22 protein-coding genes are annotated in these 18970 nt (G+C 72.4%); 9 read left to right on the top strand and 13 right to left on the bottom strand.

What is annotated here, in order from left to right; all coding sequences use genetic code 11:
* The first annotated feature begins 147 nt into the window (after positions 1-147).
* The 3 genes from IE136_RS06055 to gad are packed head-to-tail and all read left to right on the top strand — an operon-like array spanning position 148 to position 3251.
* Positions 148-516 carry a YbjQ family protein gene (locus IE136_RS06055; RefSeq protein WP_158988283.1) on the top strand — a complete coding sequence of 123 codons (369 nt, stop codon included), beginning with the start codon at positions 148-150 and terminating at the stop codon, positions 514-516.
* A 6-nt stretch (positions 517-522) separates the two neighbouring features.
* Positions 523-1803: an ion channel protein gene (locus tag IE136_RS06050; RefSeq protein WP_189599715.1), complete on the top strand. Its 1281-nt coding sequence runs from the start codon at positions 523-525 to the stop codon at positions 1801-1803.
* Between the two features lie 35 nt (positions 1804-1838).
* Positions 1839-3251: a glutamate decarboxylase gene (gene gad, locus IE136_RS06045; protein ID WP_158988285.1), complete on the top strand. Its 1413-nt coding sequence runs from the start codon at positions 1839-1841 to the stop codon at positions 3249-3251.
* A gap of 178 nt (positions 3252-3429) precedes the next feature.
* Here the strand turns inward: gad and IE136_RS06040 are convergent, their stop codons facing one another.
* From IE136_RS06040 to IE136_RS06015, 6 genes are all read right to left on the bottom strand, one after another.
* Positions 3430-4194 carry an ABC transporter permease gene (locus tag IE136_RS06040; protein WP_189599714.1) on the bottom strand — a complete coding sequence of 255 codons (765 nt, stop codon included), beginning with the start codon at positions 4192-4194 and terminating at the stop codon, positions 3430-3432.
* On the bottom strand, positions 4191-5141 hold the full coding sequence (locus tag IE136_RS06035; RefSeq protein WP_158988287.1) for an ATP-binding cassette domain-containing protein: 951 nt from the start codon (positions 5139-5141) through the stop codon (positions 4191-4193). Before IE136_RS06035 ends, IE136_RS06040 begins: the two co-directional genes overlap by 4 nt.
* A 109-nt stretch (positions 5142-5250) precedes the next feature.
* Positions 5251-5895 carry a PadR family transcriptional regulator gene (locus IE136_RS06030; protein WP_158988288.1) on the bottom strand — a complete coding sequence of 215 codons (645 nt, stop codon included), beginning with the start codon at positions 5893-5895 and terminating at the stop codon, positions 5251-5253.
* A 51-nt stretch (positions 5896-5946) separates the two neighbouring features.
* Positions 5947-6486, bottom strand: coding sequence for a DinB family protein (locus tag IE136_RS06025; protein WP_189599713.1), 540 nt, complete (start codon positions 6484-6486; stop codon positions 5947-5949).
* Positions 6487-6613: 127 nt separating this feature from the next.
* A complete protein-coding gene (locus IE136_RS06020; RefSeq protein WP_158994416.1) occupies positions 6614-8071 on the bottom strand; it encodes an aldehyde dehydrogenase family protein in 1458 nt (485 codons plus the stop codon).
* A gap of 111 nt (positions 8072-8182) precedes the next feature.
* A complete protein-coding gene (locus IE136_RS06015) occupies positions 8183-9016 on the bottom strand; it encodes a Sco1979 family transcriptional regulator (RefSeq protein ID WP_158994418.1) in 834 nt (277 codons plus the stop codon).
* Positions 9017-9345: 329 nt separating this feature from the next.
* On the opposite strand from IE136_RS06015, the gene IE136_RS06010 reads away from it, so the two are divergent.
* Positions 9346-9852: an ATP-binding protein gene (locus tag IE136_RS06010; protein WP_158988290.1), complete on the top strand. Its 507-nt coding sequence runs from the start codon at positions 9346-9348 to the stop codon at positions 9850-9852.
* A gap of 89 nt (positions 9853-9941) precedes the next feature.
* On the opposite strand, the gene IE136_RS06005 is transcribed toward IE136_RS06010, so the two are convergent.
* From IE136_RS06005 to rpmG, 5 genes are all read right to left on the bottom strand, one after another.
* On the bottom strand, positions 9942-10154 hold the full coding sequence (locus IE136_RS06005) for a DUF397 domain-containing protein (RefSeq protein WP_041129870.1): 213 nt from the start codon (positions 10152-10154) through the stop codon (positions 9942-9944).
* Between the two features lie 212 nt (positions 10155-10366).
* Complete coding sequence (gene rpsR / locus IE136_RS06000; RefSeq protein WP_158988291.1) at positions 10367-10612, bottom strand: 30S ribosomal protein S18; 246 nt, start codon at positions 10610-10612, stop codon at positions 10367-10369.
* Positions 10613-10615: 3 nt separating this feature from the next.
* Positions 10616-11755, bottom strand: coding sequence for a CobW family GTP-binding protein (locus tag IE136_RS05995; protein ID WP_158988292.1), 1140 nt, complete (start codon positions 11753-11755; stop codon positions 10616-10618).
* On the bottom strand, positions 11755-12030 hold the full coding sequence (locus IE136_RS05990) for a type B 50S ribosomal protein L31 (protein ID WP_158988293.1): 276 nt from the start codon (positions 12028-12030) through the stop codon (positions 11755-11757). The genes IE136_RS05995 and IE136_RS05990 overlap by 1 nt, the downstream gene beginning before the upstream one ends.
* 5 nt (positions 12031-12035) lie before the next feature.
* On the bottom strand, positions 12036-12200 hold the full coding sequence (gene rpmG, locus IE136_RS05985; protein ID WP_158988294.1) for a 50S ribosomal protein L33: 165 nt from the start codon (positions 12198-12200) through the stop codon (positions 12036-12038).
* A gap of 63 nt (positions 12201-12263) precedes the next feature.
* Here rpmG and rpmB point away from each other — a divergent pair, with 63 nt between their 5' ends.
* Both rpmB and rpsN read left to right on the top strand, forming a co-directional pair.
* Entirely contained in the window at positions 12264-12500 is a 237-nt protein-coding gene (gene rpmB / locus IE136_RS05980; RefSeq protein ID WP_158988295.1) for a 50S ribosomal protein L28, read from the top strand.
* Positions 12500-12805, top strand: coding sequence for a 30S ribosomal protein S14 (gene rpsN, locus IE136_RS05975; protein WP_158988296.1), 306 nt, complete (start codon positions 12500-12502; stop codon positions 12803-12805). Before rpmB ends, rpsN begins: the two co-directional genes overlap by 1 nt.
* A gap of 406 nt (positions 12806-13211) precedes the next feature.
* Here rpsN and IE136_RS05970 read toward each other — a convergent pair whose 3' ends face one another.
* Complete coding sequence (locus IE136_RS05970; RefSeq protein ID WP_189599712.1) at positions 13212-14369, bottom strand: DUF2786 domain-containing protein; 1158 nt, start codon at positions 14367-14369, stop codon at positions 13212-13214.
* The gene (locus IE136_RS05965; RefSeq protein WP_158988297.1) at positions 14348-14737 is read right to left on the bottom strand and encodes a winged helix-turn-helix transcriptional regulator; all 390 of its coding nucleotides are present in this window, start codon (positions 14735-14737) and stop codon (positions 14348-14350) included. Before IE136_RS05965 ends, IE136_RS05970 begins: the two co-directional genes overlap by 22 nt.
* A gap of 79 nt (positions 14738-14816) precedes the next feature.
* On the opposite strand from IE136_RS05965, the gene IE136_RS05960 reads away from it, so the two are divergent.
* The 3 genes from IE136_RS05960 (at position 14817) to IE136_RS05950 (ending at position 18673) form a co-directional block, all read left to right on the top strand.
* The gene (locus IE136_RS05960) at positions 14817-15629 is read left to right on the top strand and encodes an NAD(P)H-binding protein (protein WP_158988298.1); all 813 of its coding nucleotides are present in this window, start codon (positions 14817-14819) and stop codon (positions 15627-15629) included.
* 87 nt (positions 15630-15716) lie between these two features.
* Entirely contained in the window at positions 15717-16550 is an 834-nt protein-coding gene (locus IE136_RS05955; RefSeq protein WP_189599711.1) for an ABC transporter ATP-binding protein, read from the top strand.
* A complete protein-coding gene (locus tag IE136_RS05950; protein WP_189599710.1) occupies positions 16544-18673 on the top strand; it encodes an ABC transporter permease in 2130 nt (709 codons plus the stop codon). Before IE136_RS05955 ends, IE136_RS05950 begins: the two co-directional genes overlap by 7 nt.
* Positions 18674-18970 lie beyond the last annotated feature (297 nt).

The raw sequence follows: 18970 nt of genomic DNA, 5'->3' as shown, positions 1-18970 counted from the left end.
TGGGGGCGGGGGGACGGCTGCCTCAAAGTATCAACGCATTCCGGTGGTGCCGGGTTCCACGGGGTCCCCGCTGGGCCACCGGCGGCCCCTTCCGGGATGCGGCGGCGGGCCGCCGGTCCGAGGCTGGGGGCCAGGAGGTGGATGCGGATGGGCATCGAGGAGTACGGAGGCGGTCAGGGACCGCAGTCCGATGTGCTGGTCGTCACGACGAACGACATCCCCGGCTACGAGGTACGGCAGGTGATCGGCGAGGTCTTCGGGCTGACCGTCCGCTCCCGGCATCTGGGGAGCCAGATCGGCGCGGGCCTGAAGTCGATGATCGGCGGGGAGCTGAAGGGTCTGACGAAGACCCTGGTGGAGACCCGTAACCAGGCGATGGAACGGCTGGTGGAGCAGGCCCGGGCACGGGGAGCGAACGCGGTCCTGATGTTCCGCTTCGACGTGACGGAGGCGGCGGACGTGGGCACGGAGGTGTGCGCGTACGGCACGGCGGCCGTGATCGCGCCGAGGACCTGAGCCGCGGTGGCGGTCACCGACAGCCTCTCCGCCGAGATCCCCGGGACGCCCTTCAGGGTCCTGCTGCCCCAGGTCCTGCCCGCCCTCGTGGTCGGCGTGGCGGCGAGTCTGCTGTTCCTCGGGATCTCCGCGGCCGCGGAGAAGCTGCGGGACGTGGTGTGGGGAACCCTTCCGGACGCGCTCGGGATCGGCGGTTTCTCCGCCCTCTGGACGATCGTCATGCTGACCGCGAGCGGCGTCGCGGTCGGTCTCGTCGTCTGGAAGGTGCCCGGGCATGCCGGGCCCGACTCGGCCTCCACCGGGCTCGGTGGCGCCCCGATGGCCCCCGGGGTCGTCCCCGGCCTGCTGGTCGCGACCGCCCTGGCGCTGGCCGGCGGGGTGAGCCTCGGACCGGAGAACCCGATCATCGCGGCCAACATCGCGCTCGCGTACTGGCTCGGCCGCAGGGCCCAGCCGGCCGTGCCCGGCGCGATGTGGGTCTCGCTCGCCTCCGCCGCGACCATCGGCGCCCTCTTCGGCACCCCCGTGGCCGCGGCGCTGGTGATCTCCGAGGCCCTCGTGGGCCGGCCGGGCCACGGCTCGCTGTGGGACCGGCTCTTCGCCCCGCTGGTCGCCGCCGGGGCGGGGGCGATGACCACCACGCTCCTGGCCCACCCCAGCTTCGACATGTCGCTGCCCGCCCTGACCGACCCCGGGTGGGGCGACCTGTCGGCCGCGATGGTCGTCGCCACCGCCGCCGCTCTCTTCGGCCTCCTCTCCTGCTACGCCTTCCCGCATGCCCACCGCGCCTTCCGGCGGCTGCGGCACCCGATGCTGATGCTTCCCGTCGGCGGCCTGGTCCTCGGCCTGCTGGGCGCGCTCGGCGGGCATCTGACCCTCTTCAAGGGCCTGGAGGAGGTCAGGGAACTCACCTCGAACATCGGCGGCTGGTCCTCCGGCGAGCTGGCGAGGATGACCGTGGTCAAGCTCGCGGCCCTGCTGATCGCCGCCTCCTGCGGCTTCCGGGGCGGCCGGATCTTCCCCGCCGTGTTCGTCGGCGCCGCCTTCGGACTGCTCGTCCAGGCGCTCGTCCCGGAGATCCACCCGGCCGTCGCCGTCTCCGCCGGCGTGCTCGGTGTGCTGCTCGCGACCACCCGGCAGGGCTGGGTGAGTCTCTTCACGGCCGCCGTGATCGCCGCCACTCCCGCGATGCTCGCCCTCCTCTGCCTGGCCTCCCTGCCCGCCTGGCTGGTCGTCACCGGCCGCCCCCAGCTCGAACTGGACGACTCCGGCGCACCCCTGCGCTGACCACGCCGCCCCCATGCCCCCCAAGGAGCCTCCTCATGCCGCTGCACAAGGGTCCCGCCGAGCCCCAGCCCGACCGGCGCCTGGCCCTCAACCCCTTCTACGGCGAGGCCAACCCGGTCGGCGGCATGACGGACGCGCCGCCGCGCCACCGCCTCCCCGACGGGCCGCTGCCGCCCATGAGCGCTTATCAGCTCGTCCATGACGAGCTGATGCTCGACGGGAACTCCCGGCTCAACCTCGCCACCTTCGTCACCACGTGGATGGAACCCCAGGCCGGCGTCCTCATGGCCGAGTGCCGCGACAAGAACATGATCGACAAGGACGAGTACCCGCGCACCGCCGAACTGGAACGGCGTTGCGTGGCCATGCTGGCCCACCTCTGGAACGCCCCGGACCCTTCGGTCGCCGTCGGCTGCTCCACCACCGGCTCCAGCGAGGCCTGCATGCTCGCCGGCATGGCCCTCAAGCGCCGATGGGCCAAGAGGAACGCCGACCGCTATCCGGGCGGCGCCCGGCCCAATCTGGTGATGGGCGTCAACGTCCAGGTCTGCTGGGAGAAGTTCTGCAATTTCTGGGAGGTCGAACCCCGGCTCGTCCCCATGGAGGGCGACCGCTTCCACCTGGACCCGCGGGCGGCCGCCGAACTCTGCGACGAGAACACCATCGGCGTCGTCGCCGTACTCGGCTCGACCTTCGACGGCTCCTACGAACCCGTCGCCGAGATCTGTGCCGCCCTGGACGCCCTCCAGGAACGGACCGGCCTCGACGTCCCCGTCCACGTGGACGGCGCCTCCGGCGCGATGGTCGCCCCCTTCCTGGACGAGGAGCTGGTCTGGGACTTCCGGCTCCCCCGGGTCTCCTCGATCAACACCTCCGGTCACAAGTACGGTCTGGTCTACCCGGGAGTCGGCTGGGCGCTGTGGCGCTCGCCCGCCGAACTCCCCGAGGAGCTGGTCTTCCGGGTCAACTACCTGGGCGGCGACATGCCGACCTTCGCCCTCAACTTCTCCCGGCCCGGCGCTCAGGTCGTCGCGCAGTACTACACGTTCCTGCGGCTCGGCCGGGAGGGCTACCGGGCGGTCCAGCAGACCACCCGGGACGTCGCCCGGGCGCTGGCCGAACGGATCGAGGCCACGGGCGACTTCCGCCTCCTCACCCGGGGCGACCAACTGCCCGTCTTCGCCTTCACCACCGCCCCCGAGGTCACCGCCTTCGACGTCTTCGACGTCTCCCGGCGGCTGCGCGAGCACGGCTGGCTCGTGCCGGCCTACACCTTCCCGGCCAACCGGGAGGATCTCTCCGTGCTGCGCGTGGTCTGCCGCAACGGCTTCTCGGCCGACCTCGCCCAGCTGTTCGTGGAGGACCTGCACCGGCTGCTTCCCGAACTCCGCGGGCAGTCCCATCCTGTGAGCCACGACAAGCAGGCCGCGACCTCCTTCCACCACTGACCCGGCCGGGCGGCCGCATCCCCGCTCAGGAGTCGTCGTCCTCGCACGCCGGCCGGAACTCCGCCCAGCGCACCCGGTCGGCCGATCTCCGGTACGAGCAGCCCTCGGCGCGCCGGAGCAGGCCGAGCGGGGTGCGGCCCCGCCTCTGTCACACCGCTCGACGCCGACGGGTTCCCGCCTACACGCTCAGCCGCCTGAACTTCCGTACCGCGAGCGGGAAGAAGACCGCCAGCAGCACCAGCGGCCACACCACGGCCGCCACCACGTGCCCCGGCTCCCCGCCCGGATTGCCGAAGAGGTCCCGTACCGCCGTCGCGGTCGCCGACATCGGGTTCCACGCCACGACCGTGCCCAGCCACCCCGGCATGGACTCGGGAACGGCGAAGGCGTTGGAGAGGAAGCCGATGGGCCAGACCAGGATCTGCACGGCCTGCACCAGTTCCGCCCGGCCCGCGATCATCGCGAGGTGGATCCCGATCCACAGCATCGCGAAGCGCAGCAGGAGCAGCAGCCCCATGGCCCCGAGGAAGGCGACGAAGCCGCCGTGGGCCCGCCAGCCGATCACGTACCCGACGCCGGTCATCAGGAGCAGTCCGGTCGCGGACTGGATCATGTCGGCGACCGAGCGGCCCACGAGGACCGCGCCGTCGGCCATCGGCATCGAACGGAAGCGGTCGATCACGCCCTTGTCGAGGTCCTGGGTGACGGCCGTCATCGTCCCTTCGAGGCCGAAGACCATCGTCAGCGTGAGCATGCCGGGCACGAGGAAGTCGACGTACTCGCCCTCGATCCCCCGCCCGCCGCCGACGAGGTACCCGAACATCAGCAGCATCATGATCGGGAAGATCAGTCCGACGACCACCTGGACGGGTTGCCGTGCCCAGTGCGCCAGTTCGCGCCGGGTCATCGTCCAGCAGTCGCTCATCACGTACGCCGCGCTCATGCCGCCACCTCCGTCGCCTGCTCGCGTCCGCCCGTCAGGTGGAGGAAGACCTCGTCCAGTGTGGGCCGCCGCAGTGCGATGTCCTCCGCCTCGATCCCGGCCGCCTCCAGGGCCCGAACGGTCTCCGCGAGCGCGGCCATCCGGTCGGTCACCGGCGCGCTGACCCGCCGCCGGTCGCGGTCGACGCTCACCTCGCTCCCGGGCAGCAGCTTCGTCGCCTCGTCCAGGCGTCGCGCGTCGCGCAGCACGACGTCGATGCGGTCGCCGCCCACCCTCGCCTTCAGCTCGTCGGCGGTGCCGTCCGCGACGACCCGCCCGCGGTCGACGACCGAGATCCGGTCGGCGAGCTGGTCGGCCTCCTCCAGGTACTGCGTCGTCAGCAGCACGGTCGTCCCGCCGCCGACCAGGGAGCGCACCGACTCCCACACCTCGCCCCGGCCGCGCGGGTCGAGTCCGGTCGTGGGCTCGTCGAGGAAGAGCACGGCCGGCTCGGTGATCAGTGAGGCCGCCAGGTCGAGGCGGCGGCGCATTCCCCCGCTGTACCGCTTGACCGGCTTGCGTCCGGTGTCGGCGAGGCCGAACCGCTCCAGGAGCTCGTCCGCCCGCGCGCCGGCCCGCCGGGCGCCGAGGTGGTGGAGCCGCCCGAACATCTCCAGGTTCTGCCGGCCGCCGAGCTCCTCGTCGACGGCGGCGTGCTGCCCGAGCAGCCCGATCCTCCGCCGCACGTCCGCCGCGTGCGTACGGACGTCGAAGCCCGCGACCCGGACCAGACCCTCGTCATGCCGCAGCAGCGTCGCGAGGATCCGTACCGTCGTGGTCTTTCCGGCTCCGTTGGGCCCGAGCAGGCCGTGCACCGTACCGCCGCCCACGACGAGGCCGAGGCCGTCGAGGGCCTGCTTGTCTCCGTACCGTTTCCGCGCGCCTTCGACGACGATCGCGTCAGTCATCCGTCTCCTCCAGCCGAACGCCCCGGAGCCCCGAAGCCCGAGAGCCTAAGTAGTCAAACTTGACCACTCGATCGAAGGTATGCCCGCCGGATCGATTAGTCAAACTTGATTAGCCTCTATCCCCCTCGTGCGGCACGCCCGTCGCGAACGGGTTCTCCTCCCCCTCCGTCAGCACGCCCGCGAAGGGCTCCCCGCCCTCGCCCGCGAAGGAGTACGCCCCTGCCTCGATCCGTTCGATCAGTCCGAGCGTCCACTCCTTGCCGGCGTCCGCCGAGTGGACCCAGAGGTGCATGATCTCGCCGATGTGCCCGAGCTGCTGGGGACCGCCCTCGGGGGTGTAGTACTCCGTGACGGACGCCCGCCACTCGTCGAGCGCCCGCACCCGCCGCCGCAGCAGCTCCACGACCTCCGCCCGCGGGAGGTCGACGACGAAGCCGATCCCCGCCGACAGGACGTCCATCTTCTGGTCGTAGGTGGTCAGCGCCTCACGCAGCAGGGCGAAGTACTCCTCCCGCCCCAGGTCGGTGATCTCGTACTCGACGCGGGGCGGGCCGCCGGCCGTGCTCGGCGCGATCTCGTACGCGTGCAGCAGGCCCTGCTTCGCCATCTGCTTCAGCGCGTGGTAGATCGAGCCGGGCTTGGCGTTGGACCACTCGTGCGCGCCCCAGAACTCCAGGTCGTTGCGCACCTGATAGCCGTGGGCGCGGCCGTGCTGCTTGACCGCGCCCAGGACGAGGAGCCGGATCGCCGACATCCCCACCACCTCCCTAATCAATTTTGACTAGGGTACGGGGCGCCACGAGGATCAGCCCTGCTGCTCCTGGGCGATCAGCGCGAAGGAGGTCTGTCCGTCCAGGGACTCCCGGACGATGTCCGCGTGCCCGGCGTGCCGCCCCATCTCCTGGACGAGGTGGAGCAGCATCCACCGCACCGAGACCCGGCCGTCCTTCGGGAACCAGGGCGCGGGCGGCAGCGGGAAGGTGTCGTCCAGGCTCGGCACCTCGCGGACGAACTCCTCGGTCTCCTTCTGGACGCCCTCCCAGAAGGCCAGTACCTCCGGGATCGACTCGTCCCCCACCAGCCGGAAGGCCTCCTCCCAGGTCTCGCGCGTACGCCGCCGCTCGTTCGGCCGCTGCTGCGCCAGGCGCAGCCAGTTCAGCTCGACCTCCGCGACGTGCTTGACCAGACCGGACAGGCTGAGCTCACTCGCGCTGGGACGGCTCGCCGCCTGCTCCTCGGTCAGGCCGAGGAGCGCGCGCCGCAGCGCCGCGCGCTGGGCCTCGACGAAGTTGAGGAACGCGCCTCGCTCGTCGCCGGGGGCCTCCGCGGGAACGAGAGCAACCATGATGTCCGCCTTCCTGGGCTTCCGTGGAACGACTCGTGGACGCCGGGAGGGCTTGCGCTCCTCCCGACACCGACCAAGCTACGGACCCTTGCGGACAGTTGCTGTCCTCAACGCGAAACGGGGCGACCTAGAACGGGAAGCGGCTGCGGCCGTGCTGGATCGAGATCCACTTCTGGGTGGTGAAAGCGTCGATCATCGCGTCGCCGTTCAGTCGGCCGATGCCCGAGTGCTTCTCGCCGCCGAACGGCACGATCGGCTCGTCGTGCACCGTGCCGTCGTTGATGTGGATCATGCCGGTGTGGATGCGCTGGGCGATCCGTACACCGCGCTCGATGTCCCCGGTGTGCACGGCGCCGCTCAGTCCGTACGGCGTGTCATTGGCGATCCGGACCGCCTCCTCCTCGCCGTCGAAGGGCACGATCAGCGCCACCGGGCCGAAGATCTCCTGGCCCAGCACGGGCGCGTCGGGCGCGAGGCCGCTCAGCACCGATGGGGAGACGACGTTGCCGTCGGCCGAGCCGTGCAGCAGCGCCGTGGCGCCGGCCGCGACCGTCTGCTCGACCAGCGCCGAGACGGTCTCCGCCTGCTGCGAGTTGATGAGCGGACCGATGTGGGTGGCGGGGTCGGCCGGGTCGCCGACGCGCAGGGTCTTCACCTTCGCCACGAACTTCTCGGTGAACTCCGCCTCCAGCGTCCGGTCCACCAGGATGCGGTTGGCGGCCATGCAGACCTGGCCCTGGTGGACGAAGCGGCTGAAGACGGCCGCGTCCACCGCGTAGTCGACGTCGGCGTCGTCGAGGACGATCAGCGCGCTGTTGCCGCCGAGCTCGAGGACGGCGTGCTTGAAGTTCTGCGCGCAGACGGTGGCGACATGGCGGCCGACCTTGTCCGAGCCGGTGAAGGAGATCACCTTCGGGACCGGGTGGGTCAGCAGCGCGTCGCCGATCTCGGCGATGTCGGTGACGACGACGTTCAGCAGACCGGCCGGCAGACCGGCCTCCTCCAGGACCTTCGCGACCAGCGTGCCGCCGCAGATCGGGGTGTTCTGGTGCGGCTTGAGGACGACGGCGTTGCCCAGCGCGAGCGCGGGTGCGACCGACTTGATCGACAGGAGGAAGGGGAAGTTGAAGGGGGAGATGACTCCGACGACGCCGACCGGGAGGCGGTAGACGCGGTTCTCCTTGCCGTCGACCGGGGAGGGCAGGATCCGGCCCTCGGGGCGCAGCGCCAGCTGGATCGCCTCGCGGAGGAACTCCTTGGCGAGGTGCAGCTCGAAGGCCGCCTTCAGGCGCGTACCGCCCAGCTCGGCGACGATCGTGTCGGCGATCTCCTGCTCGCGGTCCTCGACGATCCGCAGCGCGCGCTCGAAGACGAGCCGGCGGGTGTACGGATTGGTCGCGGCCCACTCCGCCTGGGCGCGCTCGGCGGCGCGGTAGGCGCGGTCGACCTCGTCCGCGGTGGCGACGGTGATCGACGCGAGCTTCTCCCCGGTGTACGGGTTGAAGTCGATGATGTCCCACGAGCCGCTGCCGGGCTTCCACTCACCGTCTATGTACTGGTGGGCCAGGTCGGTGAAGTAGGACATGGACATGTGACGAGACCCCTAACCCGCCGTGGCGGACGTCGGTACCGGCGCGATCCGGCGCATCCGGCGCGAAGCGATGTCGAACTGATGTCACGTCATCGTACTGACGGGTCAGGTGAGTTGGAGGAGGCCCCGGAGAAGATCGCGACTTTCGGCCGGATCAGGGCTGTCCTTGCCCAGCCGCTCCATCACGCGCGCGTACTGGCCGACCTCCTCGCGCTTGTCGAGGTAGAGGGCGCTGGTCAGCTGCTCCAGGTAGACGACGTCGGAGAGGTCCGACTCCGGGAAGCTCAGCATGGTGAACGCGCCGCTCTCGCCCGCGTGTCCGCCGAAGGTGAAGGGCATGACCTGGAGCGTGACGTTCGGGTGCTCGGAGACCTCGATGAGGTGCCTCAACTGGCCTCGCATCACCGACCGGTCGCCGTAGGGCCGGCGCAGCGCGGCCTCGTCGAGCACGGCGTGGAACAGCGGCGCGTTCTCGGAGACGAGAACCTTCTGGCGCTCCAGGCGCAGCGCGACCCGGCGCTCGATCTCGGCGCGCGAGGCGTCGGGCATGCCCCGGCTGACGACGGCGTGTGCGTACGCCTCGGTCTGCAACAGGCCGTGCACGAACTGGACTTCGTACACGCGGATGAGGGAGGCGGCGCCCTCCAGACCGATGTACGTCTGGAACCAGCCGGGCAGCACGTCGCCGAAGCTGTGCCACCACCCGGCCACGTTGGCCTCGCGGGCGAGCCCGAGGAGGGAGCCGCGTTCCCGCTCGTCGCTGACGCCGTAGAGCGTGAGCAGGTCCTCGATGTCCCTGGCCTTGAAGCTCACCCTGCCCAACTCCATACGGCTGATCTTGGATTCGGACGCGCGGATCGAGTAGCCGGCCGCCTCGCGGGTGATGCCGCGCGATTCGCGCAACCGCCTCAGCTGCGAACCCAGCAGGATGCGTCGCACCACGCTCCCGCTCGCTCCGCTCGATTCGACTGCGGTCACGGCTCCAGCCTCTCCTTCGCGGGTCTCGGGCCCCCGGATTCTGCCACTAAACGCTTCAGCGCGTACACATCCGATTACGCAAAGAGGACAAGTTCCGGGCGACTTCGCGCGTACGGCGAAAGTGATCCGCAGAAGATATGCACAGAATCGGCGCGGGGAAGGACAGGTCCGGCGCGTGCACGTGCATCTGCCCTTGCATCCAGTGGGCGCATTCGGAACCATGGGCCCCGCGCAGCTGCGTACTCGTTCGTGTTGTCGCACCACAGTCGCGATTCCCGGGAGTGCCTCGCATGGGGACGAATGGATCGACCGTGCTCGAGCCGTTAAGGCAGGGGCTTCCACCGATCGATCCCGCGGCCGTCTCCACCTCCGCCTCCTGCGCCCTGCCGCCCCGTTACGAAGCGGTGCGCGGCGCACGGAAGTTCACGCAGTCGACGCTCGCGCAGTGGGATCTCACCGAGCGCTTCGACGACGTCGCCCTCGTCGTCACCGAGCTCGTCACCAACGCCCTGCGCCACGCGCTGCCGGCGGACGCGCCCCAGGCGCCCCGCGAGGAAGGCCAGAATCCTCCGGTCCGCCTGCACCTGATGCGCTGGACCGGCCGTCTGGTGTGCGCGGTGCGCGACCCGAGCCACAAGAGCCCGGAGACGCGCGAGGGGGAAGAGGACGGCGCCGCGGAAGGGGGCAGGGGACTCTTCCTCGTCGACTCCTTCAGCGACGGCTGGGGCTGGCACCCGCTGGCCGGGACGCTCCAGGGCAAGGTGGTGTGGGCGCTGTTCCGGCTGGGAGCCGAGTAGCGCCCGTGCGCACACGAAGCGGGAACGAAGAGGGCCCCGGCATCCGGGGTCCTCTTCACGTCCGTGCCACGTTCACGTCCCCGCCGGCCTCAGACCAGGTGGTCGAACTCCCCGTCCTTCACACCGAGCAGCAGCGCCTCTATCTCGGCGGGGGTGTAGACGAGGGCGGGCCCTTCCGGATGGCGGGAGTTGCGCACCGCCACGTCCCCGCCCGGCAGTTTGGCGAACTCCACGCAGGAGCCCTGGGAGTTGCTGTGCCTGCTCTTCTGCCAGACGACACCCCGAAGCTCCGTGGCCGCCATGCCGTTGTACGCGCGATGCGCATGATGCACTGGTAGCTCCCCGAGATGCTTGATGCAGGTGTCAACTTCCTCGGATCATAGCTGTGTTCACTGTACCCATGCATGAGCAGATGCACGTGCACCCGCGGTGGCGTAGCGACTACACGACTCAGCGTGCTGGCGGGTGGGTGGTGGTTCCGGCCGCGAGCCCGGCAAGATCCACAAGGCGCCCCCTAGCGGGCTACCGACGAGTACGGCAAGAGTGCCATCTCCCGGGCGTTCTTGACCGCCCGGGAGATCTGCCGCTGCTGCTGGGCACTGACCCTGGTCACCCTGCGACTGCGGATCTTGCCCCTGTCGGAGATGAACTTCCGCAGCAGATCGGTGTCCTTGTAGTCGATGTACGTGATGTCGTCCCGGTCCAGCGGGTTCGGACGGGGCTTGGCGGGCTTGCGGGGGGACGGGGACTTCTGGGACACGGGTCAGACCTCCAGGAGGGAGTCGAAGGCGGGCGGGAGCTGCTTCCAGGCGTCACGCCCGGCCGCGTACTCCGCGTCGGTGAGCAGGCAGGAGCCGAGGACCTCGGCCAGGCCCTCGCGGTCCAGACCGGGTGAGGTGAAGACGAGGTGCTGGCAGCGGTCGCCGTGCTCCGGGTCCCAGTCGAGAGCGGCGGCGGCCCGCCGGACCGGCGGGACCATCTCCCAGGCGGCGTCGGGCAGCGAGGCCAGCCACGGCCCGGCGCTCTCGACGCAGAGGGCGCCGCCCGCCGCGTCCCAGGCGAGCAGCGTGTCGGGCCTGTCCGCGAGCCAGAACCGCCCCCGGCTGCGGGCCGCGGCGCAGGTCAGGTCCTCCAGGGCCGCGTAGAGCCGCTCGGGGTGGAAGGGGCGGCGGTGGTGCCAGACGTAGGTGGCGACCCCGCTCGCGTCCGCCTCCTGGGGCAGCAGCGCGCAGGCCGGGTGCTGGGCGGCCGCGGCGGCCTCGACGTCGAAGCCGGCGAGCGCGGCGGCGGCCAGCTCCGTACCGCCCTCGACGGGGACCTGCCGCGCCGTGGGGTGGAGCTGGGCGAGGAGCGCGCGGTCCTCGTCGTCGGCGTCAGGGTTGTCGAGAACGGCCAGCACGGGCGCGTACTCCAGCTGGCGCGCCCAGGTGTCGGCCACGGTCCGCTGGTCGGTGGCGGCCGCCGCGAGCCCGCCGTCGGCGAGGTCGTCGCCGTTGCCGAGGTACGGCAGCACGAGGGCCGGGTCGACGGCGGTGATCACGGCGGTGAGCCGGAGCCCGGCCGCGGCGACGACCTCGGCCATCGCCTTGGGCTCCACCGAGTCCCAGAGCTCGACGACCGCGAGCCGGGTCAGTCCGGCATCGGCGAGCCGCTCCAGCTCGGGGACGAGGTCCTCGCGCAGGGCGCAGCAGGCGCAGTCGTTGACGAGCGGGGTCTCGTCGGTGGACAGCACGCCGGTCGCGTCGCGGACGGTCCGGGCGACCGTGCCGGTCGCCGGGGCCGTCGCGAGGTCGTGGTGGAGCGCGACGCTGCCGGGGACGGTGGCCAGGAGCCGGTCCACGGTGGCGCGGCGGGCGTCGGAGTGGAGTCCCCCGACGAGGGCGACGCAGAGACCGGTCGACATCAGCGTTCCTCGCGCCGTTCGGCCTGGCCGTCGCGGCGGCCGTAACGCCGCTCGAAGCGCTCCACCCGGCCGGCGGTGTCGAGCACGCGCGCGGTGCCGGTGTAGAACGGGTGACTCGCCGAGGAGATCTCGACATCGACGACGGGGTAGGTGTTGCCGTCCTCCCACTCCACCGTGCGGTCGCTGGTGAGCGTGGAGCGCGTGAGGAAGGCGAAGTCGGCGGCCTTGTCGCGGAAGACGACGGGGGCGTAGGGCGGATGGATGCCGCGCTGCATGACGGTCAGCGCTCCTCTCGGAAGTCGACGTGGCGGCCGGCGACCGGGTCGTACTTGCGCAGGGCGAGGCGGTCGGGGTCGTTCCGGCGGTTCTTGCGGGTGACGTAGGTGTAGCCGGTGCCGGCGGTGGACCTGAGTTTGATGATCGGGCGGAGTTCGTTGCGGGCCATGGTGTGTAGAGTAAATGAACATGGTTCTCATTACCAATAGTCGCCCGGAGAGGTAGGTCACCCTTGTCCGCCCACTGCCAGCTGACCGGCGCCCAGCCCGGATTCGGCAACCGCATCTCGCACTCCCACCGCCGTACATCACGGCGTTTCGACCCCAACATCCAGCGCAAGCGCTACTGGCTGCCGAGCGAGGGCCGGCACGTCCGGCTGACGCTGAGCGCCCGGGCGGTCAAGACCGTCGACACCATCGGGATCGAGGCCGCGGTGGCCCGGATCCGCGCGCGGGGGATCAGGGTCTGATGGCGAAGAAGAGCAAGATCGCGCGCAACGAGCGCCGGCGGACCGTCGTGGAGCGGTACGCCGAGCGACGGTCCGAGCTGAAGGAGATCATCCGTCGGCCGTCCACGCCGGAGGACGAACGCGAGGCGGCGGTCCGGGAGTTGCGCCGCCAGCCCCGGGACGCGAGCGCGACGCGGGTACGGAACCGGGACGCGGTGGACGGCAGGCCGCGCGGCCACCTGCGCAAGTTCGGCGTCTCCCGGGTCCGGCTGCGGGAACAGGCGCACGCGGGCTTCCTGCCGGGGGTGCGGAAGGCTTCCTGGTAACGGGGGCGGCGCCCCCGTCGGCCCCCGTCGGCCCCCGTCGGCGGCTGGCGGGGCCGTGGCCTGGGCCGGCCGGCGACGGCCGCCACCGGCTCGGCGCGCCGGACGAGCGGCGATGCGGCCGCGGCCGAGCCTGTCGCACGGCGACGCGTGGCCTCCCGTGCCACCCCTGGCGGGGGGCTGCCCGCCTGGGGCGGTCGGCATTCGTTCCGCCGGGGCGGAACGGGTGGACACAACGGGACGGTGCCCATGCCCGGCCCAGGCTCCCGGTCCGTACGGCCACCACGGGTGCGGCGCCGTCGTGGGTTGTGCCCGCCCTCCGCCGGACTCCGTCCGGGGGTACCCCCATCGCCCCGCGCAACGCCTGCCCACAACCGCCGGAGAGGGCTGGGACCGGCAAGGCCCCGCGTCAGGGGCGGTGCCGTACCGCCCGGTGGGGGGCGGACAGGCCCGCTCGGTCGGCGGCCGTCGTGCCGTGGGTCCAGCCCGCCTCGTCCCACATCGCCCGCACCCGTGCCGTGCTGGTCTGCGGGAACATCGCGTCCGCGTGCGATGTCACCGCCACCTCCCGCGACGCCAGCGCCGGCAGGAGCGTCGGCGTCTCCGAGGCCACCCGCCGGGAGGCCGTCGCCAGCCGGGCACCCAGGCGGTTCGCGTAGGCGAGCAGGAAGGACTGCCGGAAGGACTTCGTGCGCTTGCGGCCCCCCGCCCGCTGCTCCGCCTCGGCCCGGGTCATCGCCGCCGTGCCCTGCACCAGGAGCGAGGCGTGGAGCAGCTCCACCGCCTCCAGGTCCGCCTCGAAGCCGACGACCGTCGAGAAGCCGTACGCCTCGTTCCACACCGCCCGGCAGTGGTTCGCCGTCGCCACCGCGTCCAGCAGGATCGCCTTGGCCTGCTCGTACGGAGCGTCCACCCCGATCCGTACCGCTCCCGGCGTCGCCCCCGTCGGCGCTCCCGCCGCCAGCGCCGCCTCGTCGAGGCTGTGGCGGGCCATGAGCTCCTGTGCCTTGGCGGTCAGCGCCTCCGCCTCCTCCGGGTAGCCCGTCGCCTCCGCCTTGGCGAGCAGCGCGCGGATCCGGGTCAGCATCCGGGACTCGCCCACCGCCGGCGGGGGGATCAACGAGTCGCCCGGCACCGGACCGACCGGCTCCAGGGAGGGCAGCCTGACCAGCAGGCGGTACAGCTCCAGGACCGCCGTCGCGTACGAGAAGCGGTCCGCCTTCCAGGGGCGCGTGTCCAGCTCCGCGATCTGGGCCGCCCACCGCGCCGGCAGCCGCTCGTAGCGCGCCGTCTCCGAGGCGATCAGCGCGCCGAGGAGCCGCAGGTGCTCCTCCGCCAGGTCGCGGCGGGCCAGCCGTACGACGTCCGCCGGCTGCCATCCCCGCTCCCACGCCCGCCGGACGAACTCCGCGCCGCGCCGCGCCAGTTCCTCGTCCGTCGCCGGGTCGGCCGCGAGCAGGGACGCCGCCGTGTCCAGAGCTGTGTCGTCGTCCGTGTAGAGCGCCGTGAACGCCGTCTCGATCTTCTCGCCCGTCGTGCGCGTGCTCACGTCTGCTTCGCGTCCCATTCCTCGCGCGCCCGCCCGATCACCGCACGGTGGTCGAGCGACCAGTCGATCAGCTGCTTGATCAGGTGGGTCATGCTGTGTCCCGTCCCCGTCAGCTCGTACTCCACCTGCGGCGGCGTCGTCGGGTACACCGTCCGTGTCACCAGACCGTCCCGCTCCAGACGGCGCAGGGTGAAGGTCAGCATCCGCTGCGAGACGCCGGTGACCAGCCGCTGCAGCTCCCTGAAGCGGCGTGGCCCCGAGGCCAGTTCGACCACCACATGGACCGTCCACTTGTCGCCGAGCCGGTCCTGCACGTCCCGTACGCCGCACTCTTCCGCGCAGCTCACCACCGGGCCGGTGGTTACATCCGTGTGCCCCGCTGACATGAATGTGCCTCCTTACGCGACGACGACCGCCCTCACAGAATGATCCTCACCGAACACCAACGCGAAATCAGGGGGAAGCATGCTGCTCGTCACCGGTGTCTCCGGCGGTCTCGGCCGGCTCGTCGCGGAGCGCCTCGCCGGCCGGGACGACGTCGTCCTCGGCACCCGCGCCGGACTGCCCGGCACCCGCCTCGTCGACTTCGACGAGCCCGGCACCCTGCCGGAGGCCTTCGCCGGTGTCGACACGCTGCTGATGATCTCCGCCGGGTACGGCGAGGACGACACGGTCGTGGCCCGCCACGAGGCCGCCGTCTCCGCCGCCGAGGCGGCCGGGGTCGGCCACATCGTCTACACCAGCCTCTCCGGCGACGGCGACCACCTCACGTACTCCCTCCCCCACCGCTGGACCGAGCGGCGTCTCCAGCGCTCGACGGTCGACTGGACCGTGCTGCGCAACGGGCTCTACGCCGAGCTCCTCGTCTGGCTCGCCACACCCGACGCCGGGAACCGCATCACCGGCCCCCTCGGCGAGGGCCGGCTCGCCGCCGTGGCCCGCGAGGACCTCGCCGAGATCGCCGTCAACGTCGCCACCGACCCGGCGCCGCACGCCGGGCGCGTCTACGAGCTGGTGGGCGAACGCCCGCTCGGCGGCGCCGACCTGGCGCGCGCCCTCGACGCGGAGTACGTCCCCGGCACGCTGGCCGCGGCGCGGGCCACCCTCGCCGCCTCGGGGGCCGAGGCCTTCCAAGTCCCGATGCTGACCGGCACGTACTCGGCGATAGCGCACGGCTTCATGGACGGGACGGGCGTGAAGAACGACCTGCGGGAGCTGCTGGGCCGTGAACCGCTGGACGCGCTCGAGGTGTTCGCGGCGGCGGTACGTCAGGGGTAGGCGTACCGAAGGAGTAGGCCTGGCCCTACCTCCGGGACGCCTGCCAGGGGTCGTGATCGGCGGAGCCGGAAACGGTTCGCTTGAGCCATGACAAAGACGACGGCCAAGACGGCGGCGGTGGGGGTGGCGACAACGGCGTTCTCCGACACCGCCGTTCGGCTCACCGGCCTCCACCGCCACCACCGCGACGTCCGCGCCCTCGACGGCGTCGACCTGGACTTCCGCACCGGCACCTTCACCGCCGTGATGGGCCCCTCGGGCTCCGGCAAGTCCACGCTGCTGCAGTGCGCGGCGGGCCTCGACCGGCCCACCGCCGGGACGGTGGAGGTCGGCGGCGTCGCCCTGGAGAAGCTGAGCGAGCGGCGGCTCACGCTGCTGCGGCGGGACCGGATCGGCTTCGTCTTCCAGTCGTTCAATCTGCTGCCCTCCCTCACGGCGGCGCAGAACGTGGCGCTGCCGCTGCGGCTCGCCGGGCGCCGTCCGTCCCGTACCGAGGTGCGGGAGGCGCTGGGCCGGGTCGGACTCGCCGGACGGGAGAGGCACCGGCCCGGCGAGCTGTCCGGCGGCCAGCAGCAACGCGTCGCCATCGCCCGGGCCTTGATCACCCGGCCGGGCGTGCTCTTCGGGGACGAGCCGACCGGGGCCCTGGACTCCACCACCAGCCGTGAGGTGCTCACGATGCTGCGGGAGCTGGTGGACCGGGACGGCCAGACGATCGTCATGGTCACCCACGACCCGGTGGCCGCGGCGCGCGCCGACCGGGTGGTGTTCCTGGTCGACGGGCGGGTGGCCGGGGAGCTCGTCGCCCCGACCGTGGAGCGGGTGGCGGCCCGGACGGCGGCCCTGGAGACGATCGCGGCCGGCAGCCCGGACACCGAGTGCGAGCGGCACGCCGGGACGACGAGCGGTGCCGCGTGCTGACGGTCGTTCTCTCCGGGCTGCGGGCCCGCTGGGCCGCCTTCCTGGGCAGCTTTGTCGCCCTCGGTCTCGGGGTCGGGCTCCTCACCACCATGGGCCTCGGCCTCTCCGCCACCTTCGACGCCCCCGAGCGGACCCCTCAGCGGTTCGCCTCCGCGCCGGTGGTCGTGAAGGGGCGGGACGCGGTCACCGTCGACGTGCGGCGAGGGCCGCACACGGCCTCCGTCTCGCGGAAGCTCGACCGTCCACAGCCTGTGGACACCGAACTGCTGCGCGAGCTGAAAGCCCGCTGGGCCGTCACCGTCGCGGGGGGACCCGACGCCGTCGGAGTCCACGGCCCCGCCTCCGAGGTCCGTACCCTCGTCGGCGACCGCGCCCAGGTGCTCACCGGCGGTGAACGGCGGCTCGCCGACCCCGAGCCGGAGCGGGACGCCGAGGCGCTCGTCGCCCTGAACGCCCTCCTCGGCACCGCGGGAGGCGTCACGACCTTCGTCTCCGTCTTCGTCGTCGCCTCCACCTTCGCCTTCGCGGTCGCCCTGCGGCGACGCGAGTTCGGACTGCTGCGGACCGCCGGCGCCACCCCCGGCCAGGTGCGACGGATGCTGCTGGCCGAGGCCGCGGGGGTCGGCGTCCTCGCCTCGGCCGCCGGATGCGCGCTCGGCGCGTGGGGCGCGCCCTGGCTGGCCCAGGTGCTGGTCGACGGGGATCTCGCCCCCGGCTGGTTCAGGATCGGGGACGCGGTCTGGCCCTTTCACGCCGCCTTCTGGACGGGTGTGACCGTCGCCGTCGCCGGGGCGCTCGCCGCCTCCCGCCGGGCCGGGAAGGTCGGCCCGACGGCCGTGCTGCGCGAGGCGGACGTGGACACCGGCGCACTGCCGCTCGGTCGCGCGCTGCTGGGCGCGGGACTGCTGCTCGCGGGCGCCGGGCTGCTCCTCCGGACTTGTGCGACGGAGCCGTCGGAGCTGCTCAAGCGCAAGACGTACACCACCGTTCCGATGCTCCTGATCACCGGAGTCGCGCTGCTCGCCCCGCTCCTCGTCCGGCCCGTGGCCCGGGCCCTGCGGCTGCCGGGGACGACGGGCATGCTCGTACGGGAGAACAGCGCGGCCGCCGTGCGCCGTACCGCGGCCGTCGCCGCGCCCGTCCTCGTGACGGTCGCGCTGGCGGGCTCCCTGCTCGGTTCCGCGACGACGGTGACCAGCACGAAGGCGGCGGAGGCCCGCGGGCAGACGGCGGCCCGGTGGGTGGTGGACGGGGACGAGCTGACGCCGGTCCGGGTGCCGGGGGCGACCGTCTCGGCGACCGGGGCCACCTCCGTGTTCGTACGGGACGGGGCCGAGGCGCTCGTGAAGTACGGGGCCCGGGCCGTGTCCGACCCGGCGGCCTTCGCTGACCTCGCCCGGCTCCCGGTGGTGGCCGGGGACGTACGGGATCTCGACGACCGGTCGATCGTCGTCAACGAGGAGTGGCAGCGAGGGCGTGTCGGCGAGCGGGTCGAGGTGTGGCTCGCGGACGGCAGCGGGCCGGTCACACTGCGGGTCGTGGCGGTCCTGGCGCTCGGTACGGGCGACAACGGGCCGTACGTGACCCGGGCGAACGCGCCGGGATCGGTGGTGGACCGGATCGAGGCGTCCGGGGCGGAGGGGGTGAACGGAGCGTCCGGGGCCGCCCTGAGCACGGCCTTGGGCGGGGCCGGCGGAACCGTCCGTACGGTCGAGGAGTGGGCCGCCGCCACGCACCCCGCCACCAGCCCGCAGACCCGGCTCGGGCTGCTCCTGGTCCTCGGCATCGCCCTCGTCTACACCGTGATCGCGCTGGCCAACACCTTGCTGATGGCGACCTCGGTGCGGGGCGGAGAGCTGGCCTCGCTACGGCTGGCCGGCGCGACCCGGACGCAAGTCCTGCGGGTGGTGACCGGTGAGGCTGCCCTGGCCGTGACGATCGGTGCGCTGCTCGGACTCGCGGTGACCGCGGTGGTCCTGGCGAGCCTGGGAACGGGCCTCGCCGCCCTGTCGGCGCCGGTCGCCCTGTCCGTCCCCTGGGGCACGGTGGGGGCCGCGGCGGGGGCCTGCGCGGTGGTGGCGACGGCCGCGGCGGCGCTCCCCGCGTGGCGCCTGACGCGCTGAGCGGGGAAGGTGGATGAACGGGGCGGTGACCGGGGTCGGAGCCGGGTCACCGCCCCGGCCTTCCACCCGCACCGGCCCGGGCCTTCCAGCCGCACCTGCTCGGCACCAGCCCAGCCACCGGCTCCCGCCCCGCACCTGTACCCGGCCGGCACCAGCCCAGCCACCGGCTCCTGCCCCGCACCTGGACCTGGCCGGCACCAGCCCAGCAATCAGCACCTGCACAGGCACCAGCACCGCGTACGCCGGGACACCCCCGTCACTCCCGGCGCCGCCGTCCGCTCCGCCCGCGCCGCGCAC

The organism is Streptomyces lateritius, from assembly GCF_014649715.1.
GTDB classification, from domain to species: domain Bacteria; phylum Actinomycetota; class Actinomycetes; order Streptomycetales; family Streptomycetaceae; genus Streptomyces; species Streptomyces lateritius.
This window is presented reverse-complemented; position numbering and strand designations above follow the sequence as displayed.